Source organism: Crossiella sp. CA198, assembly GCF_052078295.1.
GTDB lineage: Bacteria > Actinomycetota > Actinomycetes > Mycobacteriales > Pseudonocardiaceae > Crossiella.
This window is the reverse complement of record NZ_JBQJIM010000007.1, coordinates 93,336-104,758: the sequence shown is the minus strand read 5'-3', so window position 1 is coordinate 104,758 and position 11,423 is coordinate 93,336. Positions and strand designations below refer to the sequence as shown.

At 71.9% G+C, this 11,423-nt stretch carries 9 protein-coding genes; 6 read left to right on the top strand and 3 right to left on the bottom strand.

From position 1 onward, the window contains the following. The first annotated feature begins 398 nt into the window (after window positions 1–398). From ACTOWY_RS13540 to ACTOWY_RS13530, 3 genes are all read left to right on the top strand, one after another. A complete protein-coding gene (locus ACTOWY_RS13540) occupies window positions 399–821 on the top strand; it encodes a hypothetical protein (protein ID WP_441309960.1) in 423 nt (140 codons plus the stop codon). Window positions 822–1,313: 492 nt separating this feature from the next. Next, entirely contained in the window at window positions 1,314–2,129 is an 816-nt protein-coding gene (locus ACTOWY_RS13535) for a hypothetical protein (protein ID WP_441309959.1), read from the top strand. Next, window positions 2,126–3,808, top strand: coding sequence for a hypothetical protein (locus ACTOWY_RS13530; protein ID WP_441309958.1), 1,683 nt, complete (start codon window positions 2,126–2,128; stop codon window positions 3,806–3,808). Before ACTOWY_RS13535 ends, ACTOWY_RS13530 begins: the two co-directional genes overlap by 4 nt. On the opposite strand, the gene ACTOWY_RS13525 is transcribed toward ACTOWY_RS13530, so the two are convergent. Further along, window positions 3,805–5,943: a hypothetical protein gene (locus ACTOWY_RS13525; RefSeq protein WP_441309957.1), complete on the bottom strand. Its 2,139-nt coding sequence runs from the start codon at window positions 5,941–5,943 to the stop codon at window positions 3,805–3,807. The two genes, ACTOWY_RS13530 and ACTOWY_RS13525, sit on opposite strands and share 4 nt — an antisense overlap. Window positions 5,944–6,042: 99 nt before the next feature. Here ACTOWY_RS13525 and ACTOWY_RS13520 point away from each other — a divergent pair, with 99 nt between their 5' ends. Beyond that, entirely contained in the window at window positions 6,043–7,038 is a 996-nt protein-coding gene (locus ACTOWY_RS13520) for a hypothetical protein (RefSeq protein ID WP_441309956.1), read from the top strand. Between the two features lie 405 nt (window positions 7,039–7,443). Here the strand turns inward: ACTOWY_RS13520 and ACTOWY_RS13515 are convergent, their stop codons facing one another. Next, complete coding sequence (locus ACTOWY_RS13515; RefSeq protein ID WP_441309955.1) at window positions 7,444–8,877, bottom strand: substrate-binding protein; 1,434 nt, start codon at window positions 8,875–8,877, stop codon at window positions 7,444–7,446. A 123-nt stretch (window positions 8,878–9,000) separates the two neighbouring features. After that, on the bottom strand, window positions 9,001–9,210 hold the full coding sequence (locus tag ACTOWY_RS13510; protein WP_441309954.1) for an ArsR/SmtB family transcription factor: 210 nt from the start codon (window positions 9,208–9,210) through the stop codon (window positions 9,001–9,003). A 224-nt stretch (window positions 9,211–9,434) separates the two neighbouring features. Here ACTOWY_RS13510 and ACTOWY_RS13505 point away from each other — a divergent pair, with 224 nt between their 5' ends. Further along, on the top strand, window positions 9,435–10,997 hold the full coding sequence (locus ACTOWY_RS13505) for an amidase (RefSeq protein ID WP_441309953.1): 1,563 nt from the start codon (window positions 9,435–9,437) through the stop codon (window positions 10,995–10,997). Beyond that, window positions 10,994–11,299, top strand: coding sequence for a zinc finger protein (locus tag ACTOWY_RS13500; protein WP_441309952.1), 306 nt, complete (start codon window positions 10,994–10,996; stop codon window positions 11,297–11,299). Before ACTOWY_RS13505 ends, ACTOWY_RS13500 begins: the two co-directional genes overlap by 4 nt. Window positions 11,300–11,423: the final 124 nt, after the last annotated feature.

Sequence of the window (11,423 nt, the reverse complement as noted above, 5' to 3'; positions counted from 1 at the left end):
TACACCGCCCCGCCGTCCAGCACACTGCGCAGCGCCCACAACTGGGTCCGGTCCGTGGGCAGACCGGGCGCCGGTTCGCGTTCCGCCGCGGGCTGGAACAGCCGAACCGAGACCGCCCCGCGGAGCTGGGCCGCCGAGGCGTAGCCGGTGCCGGACCACTTCCCGGAGAAGATCGCCGCCACCAGCCGGGGATCCAGTCCTGGCACCACGGCCCGCAGATCCGCCGGACCGGCCACCGGCTTCGGGTCCAGTGAGAAACCTGGTAGCGGGCCGTCGGTCCGCAGGTAGCCGCGTTGCAGCACCGCCACGTCCGCGGGCGAGACCCGGCCGCCGGGTGCCCCCGACCAGTGCCACCCGGACGCCCAGACCTCCTCCCCCCGCTTCTCCAGGCGGGCCAGGTGGCTGGTGTCACCGAGGAAACCGGCCAGCCACTCCGGCCGGTCGACCCTGGACTCCCGCCAGCCGTTGGCCGCCCGGACCTCCCCCGCACCGGCGGAGGGTTCACTGACCACCTCGATCCGCTGCTGTTCCTGGGCGATCCGGTAACGGTGCACCTGGACCTTGGCCGGATCGGATCCGGCGTCCGCGCGGTGCTGGTCCAGGGCCAGGCCGATGGTGCGCGGCCGGTGCGGATCCTCCTGGGGCACCAGCACGTGCAGGGTGCTGCCGTCGAACAGGCCCCGGCCGGGGCCGGTCTGCTGGTCGAGCAGTTCGGCGAAGGCCCCGTCCCGGATCGGCGGGGACTCGTAGGTGGCGGCCGCGGTCCGGTCCGCGCCCAGGCCGAGTGCGGCGGCCAGTCCGAGCCGCGTCCAGTCGCGTAGTTGCTCGGTGACCTCGGGTCCGTCGAGCGCGGCCAGCGCTTCGGTACTGGCCCGGTAGGAGACCGTCAGCTCCGCCGCGGTGTCCCGGTCTGTCTGCTCCGGCCCCGAACATCCCGCTGTGACCAGCAGGAGCGCGGCCAGAGCCGCGGCGAGCCACCGCGGCCTAGCTGCTGCGAGCATCCTTACCCCTTCGCTGTGCGCGTTCGACCTGCTTCGACACGTTCTGTGCCTCAACCCATGACGGACGGGGAGCCGCCAGGCGGCAGTTTTGGCGAATGGTCGCGGGAAGGTTCCCGGGACAGCCGTGTTCAGCTACGGGTTGTCGTCGGAGCCACCGGCCATGACCGCTCCCTTCGGGTTCGGCCCGGCGGACTGCGGCGACCGAGCTGGTCACCGGAGCCGGACACCCGCACGCCGAGTTGTCGCCGACTCGTGGACAGCGCGGTGGTCCGTCAGTGCGGGGACAAGCAGTCGAGGAGGCCGGAGGCTCACATGGTTTTGACCACCTGGGACGGTCACCTGCGCATCGACCACCTCGCCGAGGAGGCCACCGTCGCGCTGACCCTGGTCACCGTCGAATCCGCGACCGAGCTGCGGTTGCGCAGCGGGTTGCGGGCCGGGTTCGTCACGGTCGACCGGCAGGGGCCGCCCGCGTACGTCGAGGTCGAGATCCGCGAGGGCGGGCTGCCCGCGGACATCGCGCAACTCCTCGGCCCGCGGGTGGCCGCGGCGGTGGCCGAGCTGATCGCCACCGGCCGGGCGGGCCGCTGGCTGCAACTCGACCTCCGCGAGATCGACGGCCTGGCCGCGGCCTGGGCGCCCTACCGGCGGGTCACCCTCGCCGCCGAGCAGCCGGTCCGGGAGAGCCGGGGGGCGCTGGGCGCGTGGGCCGGGGAGCTGTGGACCTGCCTGGGCCTGCCCGACTGGCGCGAGGTGCTGCGGGCGCTGGCCGCGCCGCCACCCACGGTCGAGGTCCGCGGCACGGGCGAACCGGAGCCGGCGCGACCGGAGCGCACCGCGGTGGAAGGCACCTGGCAGTTGCCCGCGGAACTGGCCGTGGCGGTCGGGGTGGCGCCCGAGGTGCGCTGGACGGTGCGGCCGCTGACGGGCGAGGAGTTCGAGATCGAGCTGCGGGCCCGGCGCACCGGGCCACCCGGCGCAGCGGTGCTGCAGGCGGGTCTGGACGACGGCGCGCAGCGGTGGATCTCTTTCACCGCAGGGGAAGGCGGCGAGCCGCGGGCGCGGCTGACCGGTGCGGGTGAGCCGGTGAGTGTGCGATTTCGGTCCGAGAGCAGGGGGTTGGGATGAGTGCGGCCGGGGATCCGACGCCGGGTCGACAGAGGCTGGCGGACTGTGCCGAGGGGGTGTTCGACGCGCTGTACCGCGCCGATCTGGACACCCTGCTGGCCCGCTGCGGCCCACGCGCGAAGCTGCGGGACAAGGTGGTCCGCCGGGCGGACAAGCTGCTCGCCAAGCTCGCGGGCAGCGCGGAGGAGGTCCGGCCGGGCGAGGGTCCGCTGCTCATCGCGGCCTGTCTCACCTGGGGCCGCAACCAGGCCGGGATCGCCACCAACACCGCCAACGCCGTCCGCAAGTTCCGGCGCTACCGGCGATTCGCCCAGCTGCCGCTGGAAATCCTGGTCCGCACCGACCGCACCGTGCCCGATGACGACCGGGTGATCTCGGTGCTGGCCCGCACCCTGTGCCTGCGCACCAGGGTGAGTGAGGCGGCCGCCGGTCAGGAGCCCGAACTGATCCTCAACATGGTGCTGCCCGCCATCGTCGCCGCCCTGGGCCCGGCCCATCCCGCCGAGGACAGGCTGACCGAGGTCGCCCTCGACGTGCTGGACCGGGGCGCCGAACTGGCCGCCGCGCACCTGCTGGCCCGCCGCCGCGCCGGCGCCGGTGAACCCGGGCTACCGGTGCTCGGCAACGCCGACTTCCTGATCCGCGTCGCCGCCTACCGGGTGGCCATCCAGGAACAGCACGGCCAGGAACCGGCGCCGCTGGCCGAGTCGGTGACCGAGCTGTCCGCGGTGCTGCGCAAGGCGATGACCACGGTCGAGGACCGGCCCAATCGCCGCAGCGCCGGTGAACCGGACGTGGCCATCGCGCTGAACCGGTACGCCGAACACCTCGGCGCGGTCGCCGGAACCGCGGCCCGCGAGGCGGTGCGGGCGGTGCACGCGGTGCTCAACCACCGTCTCGGCCTGGCCGAACCCCCGCACCAGTCCCTGGCCGACCTCAGCGATCTGCCCGCCCCCGCCGCCGAACACCCGGCGCGCCGGCTGGAGGCCGAACACCTGGTCGGCTGGCTGATCGCGGGCCTGTTCCGCGGCGCGGGCCCGGAAGCCCGCGGCCCACTGCTGAACTGGCTGGACGGCAAGCAAACCCCCGACGAGCCAAGGCATCTGCCCCTGCTGGTGCGCCGGCTGCGCATCGCGATCAAGATCCTGGAACAGGTCCCGGAAGCCGCCCCACCCCGCCCCGCGGGCCTGTCCCCCAGCCGTTTCCAGTCCCTGCTCGCCCAGCTCACCGCCCGGATCGACCCCGGCCAGCTCACCGGACTGTCCACTGTGGACGCCCGCTACGTCCCGCTGGCCACACTCCCTCCATTGTGGACTGATCGGCGCCCGGCCAGGGAACTGGTCTGCGCCCACCTCCGGGTCCAGCTCGGCACCCGCCCCGGCAGCGAGATCCAGGCCGCCCTGGTGGCCGGGCACGGGGTGCGCGCGCCACAGCAGTTCGTGTTCAAATCCCTGCTGTTCCAGGAAGAACCGTGCTGCCCGGAACCCCAGCCGGAGCCCGGTGACCGCCCCCGGGAACCGGTCCCGGACACGGAGGTCTGCCCGCACCGCCCGTGGGGCGAGGTCGGCCGGGTAGAGAACTACCACACCCTCGGCCGACCGATCGACTGCAGCGGCGACGCCGCCCGCCAGCAACTCAGGCGCTACCAAGGCCCCTGGCCCGAACTGCTGTGGCCCTAGCCGAGCAATTCCAGCCTGGCCCGCAACCCGATCAGGCGATCGTGGTGGCTGTAACTGCTCTCGTCCCCATCGGTGACCTGCCGGGCCCACTGCTCCGCGATCCCCAGCAACCGCCCGGCCAACGCCACCTCGCCCGCCCCCGCGACCCCCTGTTCCACCGCGGTCAGCAACGCGGGCGCCGCGAGCAGGCAGAAGTGCGCCGCGGGCTCGCTCACCTGTTCCAGCAGCGTGCCGGTGTCCTCCTCCGACAGCGCCCGCGAGATCCAGTCGAACCCCATTCCCGCCCACTGCCGGGCCAGCTCCGCCCGCCCGCTCTCGGCGGCCAGCGCGCTCAGCGTGGTCGTCGCCCGGGACGCGATCTGCAGGGACTGCCGCAACGGCAGGAAACTCCGGGTCCGCTGCCAGTACCGCGTTCTGGCCGGGATCACGGTCTGCGCGAACAGCTCGACCCCCGCGACCAGGTCGGCCTCCCGGTCCGGATGCGTGGTCAGGTAGGAGGCGTAGTTGTGCAGGTGATGCCCCACCGACAGGTCGGCATCCCCTTCGCCGCCAACGGGTTCGAGCACCCGACGGTAGGCGGCCCAGGTCTCCTGCAACCAGTCGTCCAGCTCCGCCGGTGGCGGCAACTTGCCGTCCGGATCGGTCGCGTTCGTCCGCCGGACAATGTTGATCTCCACGTTGGCCGAGGAGATCGCCTCCGCGGCCGCCCCCCGGTCCACCACCCCGGCCTCGGCCAGTTCCACGCACCGCTCGACCTGGCTCATCAGCTCGGCGAGCGGCTCGGCCAGGTCGTGCCGCCGGTCGTGCCGCAGGGTGTGCACGGTCATGTCGGCCACCCGGCAGCGTCCCAGCACGGTCACCGGATCGTCCGCCCCCAGGCTCTCGGTGGCCAGCAACGCCACCTGGGCCAGCAACGGCACGATCCCCGCCCTGGTCCGCTCCCGCGCCCGCACGTCGAACCGGACCTGCCGCAGCACCGCGAGCAACCCGAGCACCACCGACCGCCGCGCGGGCACCGGCAACCCGCTCAGGTCGGTGGCGCGGGGGATGCGCGGCAGGACGTCGACGCCGTCGGCTTCGCCATCCAGGAGGTGCCCGAGCTGTTCGACGTAGCGGCCCAGCACCTCGGTGGGGGGCACCAGGGCTTCGACGGCGAGTTGGCCGGGGGCGCGCTCGCTCAGCCAGAGATGGCTGGAACTCTGCCGGGTGCCGATGGCCATCAGCTGCCGCAGCAACCGGTCCACGATGTCCTCGGGCGCACTGAGCCCGAGCCCGCGGACGGTGCGGTCGGCGAGATCCAGCTCCCGCGGCCGCGACGCCGACCCGGTGTCCCGGCCACGCGCCACCGCACCACGATCCGACGCTCCGGTCACCACCCCGCCACGATCCGACGCTCCGGACGCCCCGCCGCCAGCCCGCGACCCCACGGCGCTCGCCCGCTCCCCCGACCGAGCGGTCGCTGCACTCTCCGGGGCCGCGCCATCCTCCCTTGCCCGGGAACCGGCGCCATCGGCCTGCGGCCTGCCCACCTCGCTCCGGGTCAGCGGCAGCGCGGCGATCGACTCGGCCAGCGGCAACTGCCATTCGACCAGGAGTTCCCGCTGGATCGTGCGGGCCCGGATCGCCGCGGCGACCAGTGCGGGCTGGGTCCGGAACGCCTCCAGCACCAGCGCCGCCCAGGCCACCACCCGCAACCGGGCGGGCAGGGGAGTGCCGTCCGCGGCCACCAGCAGGGTGAGTGCGGCCTCGATCGCGTCGGCGACCGGGTCCAGCAGCCGGTTCGCCGCGGTCAGCACCACGGCGGCCTTGGTGTCGGGGCCGAATCGGTTGAGGGTGGCGTTCGGGATCTCGTTGGGCAGGGCGCCGCCGGGGCGGGTGATCGCGACCCGGTCGACGATGGCCCAGTCCGCCTCGCCGTCCACCGCGGTGTCCGCCCGCCTGCCGGGCATCGGCGCGCCGCGGGCGATCTCGGACAGCGTGAGCTTGTTGTAGTCGCAGACCCAGGTGCGGGCGCCGAAGGGTCCGCGGGTCCAGGGAACGCCGAAGAGCGGGGCGAGTTTACGAGCCAGCCGGGCCGGGACGATCTCCGACCTGACCTCGGGAATGTCCGGGATCTCGGCGGGAAGCAGGCCCATCCGCACTCCTTGACTCGGGTAGCACCTTGTGGATCTTACGACACGGTGATTCGTACTCAGTCGCTCGCGACTTTTTTCGTTCCCGTAGGATTACGAGTCATGAAACCCAGTGACGGACCACCGCAGCGCGTACCCGCCTGCGTTGACGTTGCCGCGGTGCTGGCTGCCATCTGGCATGAAGCGCTCCCACACCGTGCCGCGATCCACCGCGCCCTGGCCACTACCCGGTGCGATCTGCGGCTGCGCTCCCCCGGCTTCGGCCTGGACGGCGACTGCGCCTGCCGGGACTTCCTGGTCGACATGCTCGTCGAGTGCGACCAGGCCCTGGCCGACCGGGCCGCCGAACTCCGCAACCCGCTCGGCGCGGCCCGGGTGCACATGCGCCTACGCGCCGCCCCGGACTGGATCCGCCGCCGCCGGACCGCCATGGGCGCCCAGGCCAGGGTCGACCGGATCCGCATCGGCGCCAGGGCCCGCACCCTGCCCGACGAGTTCCACCGCGCCCTGCTGGAGTACCTGGTCGACGAGGCGGGCTCGATGGCCCCGCTGGACAACCAGACCGAGCTGATCCACCGCCTGTCCCACCGCTGCGCGCAGGAGTTCGGCGGCAGCAGCGAGCAGCACCTGCCCCGGGTCACCGCCGGCCTGGCGCTGATCGAACGCCACTGCCGGTCCGGGCCCCGGGTCAACATCGGCACCAGGGACAGGCCCGACCACGTCACCTGGTGGGACCGCTACATCGACCGCCCACTGGGCCGCCGCCCGCGCCGCACCCTGCTCTCGACCTCCGCCAGCCAGGATGGGCTGGACGCCAGGGCCGATCTGCACGGTGCCAACCTGACCAAGGACAACACAACCGACACCGACGACACGGTCCTGGCCGTGTTGCACGAAGCCCTGCGCCGCCAGCCCGAAGACCCCGCCGCCGCCCTGCGCACCGGCATCTCCGCCCTGGTCGCCCACGACCTGCTCGCCGAACCCACGGCCAAGGCCCTGCTGACCGACCGGTCCCGCTTCGCCACCGCGACCCGGGAACTGGTCAGCCTGTGGCTCCGGCAGGCGGCCAGGTTCCGGCCGCCACTGACCGGTCACTGAACCGGCCACTGGTCCGGCCAGGCTGATCGTCTCCGCCGGTCGGCGCGCGGCGAGCGGGTCCGCGCGGGATTCGGCAGTGAGGGCAGGTGAAGCGGGATTCAGGCCGGGCTTGGGCTGGGGTGGGGCGGTTGGTTGCAGTTGGCTGCGGTTGGTGGGCGGCTTGGGATCCGCGGGATTTGGCGCCTCCTCTCTGCGGTTGGGCGCTTCTTTCGCGTAGGTGGGCGCCTTCTTTGTGCGGCTGAGCGTCTCCAGTGGTGGGTTGAGGCCCCCTTGTCAGGTGGCGGGGACCGGGGGTTTCCAGGGTTGCGGCCAGGGGTGGGGCCCACCTTGGCAGGATCATCGAAAAAAGGCCCATGGGTTATCCACAGGCCCGAGTTATCCACAGGGCGGGGTTTCGCGGGTTGCTCAGCGCTCGACGATGGTGAAACCGTGGGGCACGGCCTTGGCGAGGAACAGCGGCGCCTTGCCCAGGGCCGGACGTGCGGACCGCCAGAGGGTGGACTCACGTTGTTCACGCATCGCCGCCGACAGCGCGCCCAGGTCGAACTCCCGGCGCAGGGCACCGCTGGAGGCGAGCATGTGAATGGCTTCATAGACCGATTCGGTGATGCTGGACAGCGGAGCGGCGCCGGCCCCGAAACGGTCCCGGTAACGATGGAGAAAGGCGGTGTTGGTAGCGGAGTCGACCTCTTGGAAGTAGCTGAAGGCGCTGTACACGCCCTGCGCGGCGATGCCGCCGGTCAGCTCCCGGGTGGACTCGTCGAAGGCCATGGACAGCGTCCGGCAGCGGGACCGTAGCCCCGCGGCATGGCTCTGGCGCTCGAAGTGGGCTTCGTCGGAGCCGACGAAGGTGGAGATCACCAGGCTGGCGCCGGTGCTGATGATCTCCTCGATGATGTCGGCGAAGTCCTTGGTGCCCAGGGGTTTGTACCGTTCGGCCACGACCGAGCCACCGAGTTGTTCGATGATCCGGCGGGCCTCGCGGTTGCACACCCGCGGCCAGACGTAGTCATCGCCGCACAGGAAGGTGCGGCCGCCGGTCTCGGCGACCAGCGAGGGCAGCGCGGCGCGCAGCTGGGCGGAGGGTCGTTCGCCCAGGCGCACCACGCTGGGTGAGAACCGGCCGCCCTCGTTGATCGGCGTGTGCACCAGGAGAACGCCCAATTTCCTGGCCCACTTGGCCAGGACCGGAAACACCGCGGAGGTGCAGTTGGTGACCACGACCCGGCAACCGTCGGCGCGGACCAGGCGCTGGAACTGCTCGGCGCCGATGTCCGGCGAGCTGGCGTCGTCGCGGATGACGACCTGGAGGCGGCAGCCGTCCACGCCGCCGTCGGCGTTGACCTCGTCGGCGGCCATCCGGGCCAGGTTCTCGGTGGTGCCGCCGAAGATGCTGGCCGGGCCGGACTTGCTGACCAGTACCCCGATCCGGATCGTGCTCGGTCCGGCCAACTCCTCAAGGGGGTCATAGCCACGTTGCCGCAGTAACCAGGTGACCGCGTCATCGGGCACCTCGACGCCCAGCCGCACGGTGGTGCCGCGACCGCCGTTGGTCAGCGTCATGGTGCAGGAGACCCGGCCGGGCCAGGGCACCTGCTGTTCGATGACGATCTTGTGCGGCGGGTTGAGGTAGGCGATGCGACCCACGGCCTCGATGGTCGGGCTCTGCGGATCGGAGGGGTTGACCGGAAGCTCGAAGCGGACCAGGCCGCCGACCATGAACGCGTCGTAGTCGGCGCCGAAGAGCCAGCCGGCTTCCTTGTCCTGTCCCAGCAGTCCGAAGACGTCCCCCGGTGGCAGGGCGACGTCCCGCTGCTGAGTCAGTACGAGGTTCCCCACCTGCGCTGTTCCGCCTCCGGATCGCGGTGCTTCGCCGAAATCGTAGCGAGTCCGTCCAGCGACGCTCCGTACAGGGTGCTCAGGAACGCCACCACGTCATTGATCGGCTCGACCCGCAGGGAGTTAATAGCGATACTTGCCCGCCCGGCGCTCCTGCACCATGCCGGCCTCGCGCAACACCTTGAGCTGCATCGACACCGCGGTGCGGCCGATGTGCTCGATGTGCCCGGCCAATTCGGTCACGGTCAGCTCGCCGTGCTCGCGCAGGAGGCTGAGCACGGTCCGACGGGTGTCGTCGGCCAACGCGTCAAATGCGGACGCACCACCGCCCACAGCAACCACCCACCAAGCTCGTTCGGCCCCCACGACCGCCCCAATTTGATCACTGTAGGCGATCCACCGGGAAAGCGGCAAGACGAGTGGGTGATTCTCCGCCACTCATCCGGAGCAGACTGGACAGACGTTCGCGTCAAGATCCATTGACACGTAACGGGAAGGTCAATACGCTTCGGTAACTCGGATTTTCCACTATCGCACGCTGGAGGGGATTTTCGGCCATGGGAACAGTCCCTCCCACTATCGAAGATCTCCGCGCCCTGGCCGAGCGTTACAACCTGACCCTGGACGACGCCGCGCTGGCCTCCTTCCGCGGGCTGATGATCCCCACGCTGACCTCCTACGACGTGGTGGAAAAGCTCTACGCCGAGCACGCCCCGCCGATGCCCGCGCGCAACTACGCGGTGCCCAGCCCGGCGGAGAACCCGCTCAACGCCTGGCAGCTCTACACCGAGCTGTCCACCCAGGCAGAAGGCCCGCTGGCCGGCCGGCGCGTGGTGGTCAAGGACAACATCGCGGTGGCAGGCGTGCCGATGGGCAACGGATCCCGCTCGTTACAGGGCTTCGTGCCACGCGAGGACGCCACGGTGGTGCGCCGCCTGCTGGACGCGGGCGCGACCATCGTCGGCAAGGGCACCTGCGAGGACCTCTGCTACTCCGCGGGCAGCCACACCGCGATCTCCGGCCCGGTGCGCAACCCGTGGGACCCGACCCGCACCTCCGGCGGCTCCTCCTCCGGCCCGGCCGTGCTGGTGGCCACCGGTGAGGCCGATCTGGGCCTCGGCGGCGACCAGGGCGGCTCGATCCGCATCCCGGCGGCCTTCTGCGGCGTGGTCGGGCACAAGCCGACCTACGGCCTGGTGCCCTGCACCGGCGCGTTCTCCATGGACAACACCCTGGACCACCTCGGCCCGATCACCCGGACCGTGCGCGATGCCGCGCTGATGCTGACCGCGCTGGCCGGGCACGACCCGGACGACCCGCGCCAGGACGCCTCGCTGCGGCCGCGGGACTACCTCAAACACCTCGACGACGGCGTCAAGGGCCTGCGGATCGGCCTGCTCGCCGAGGGCTTCGACATCCCCGGCCTGTCCCAGGCCTGCGTGGACGACAGCGTGCGCAACGCCGCCTACGCGCTGGAACAGGCAGGCGCGCGGGTCAGCACGATCTCGGTGCCCTGGCATCGCACCGGCATGGACGTCTGGAAGGTCATCGCCACCGACGGCATCGCCTGGCAGATGATCGAGGGCAACGCGATCGGCCGGAACTGGGCCGGGCGCTACGACCCGGAGCTGATCGCGCACTTCGGGCGCGGCCGGGCCGAGCACGCCGACGCCTTCTCCGAGACGGTCAAGCTGGTCACGCTCAACGGCGGCTACACCCTCGGCAAGTACCACGGCGCGCACTACGGCATGGCGCAGAACCTGGTGCCGCACCTGATCAAGGGCTACGACCAGGCGCTGGCCGAGGTCGACGTGCTGGTGCTGCCCACCGCCCCGCACGTGGCCACCCCGCTGCCCGGCCCGGCGGCCAGCCGCGAGGAGTACGTGATCGCCGCGCTGGGCCTGGTGCCCAACGTCGCCCCGTTCGACGCCAGCGGCCACCCCGCGATCGCCGTGCCGGCGGGCCGGGTGGACGGGCTGCCGGTGAGCATGATGATCGTCGGCCCGCACCACCGCGACGACCTGTGTCTGCGGGTGGCCAGGGCCGTGGAGACCGCACTGGGTGGCTTCCCACCCGCACCCGCGCACGCCCCCCTCGCCGCGACCCGGGAGCAGTCATGACCATCGCACCGGAGCCCGGCCCGCCCACCGCACTCGGCGACCCGGGAGCGCTCGACGAGCCCATCGGCTTCGGCAATCCCACTCCCGAGCAGCTGCTCTTCTACTGGATGCCGGTGGACGGCCGCCGGCACGCCATCCGCGGCGCGCACGGCTCGCACCACCCCGGCCAGCCCGCCGACACCCTCTGCGGCCGCCAGGTCCTCACCCGCACCGCCTCCGAACGCGAGTGGATCCTGTGGACCACCTGCGATGAGTGCTGGCACATCGCCAAGTCGGCGCAGCACGCGGGCAGCCATCGCTGAAGGTCTCGAAAATGCCGTTGCGGGCCGCGATCCCGGCGGATTAGCGTGGCGGCACACGAGAGAGGAGGTGGTCCAGCGTTGGATATCAACAGGACTCGTGAGGTGGCTGTCCGCTAGGACCGCC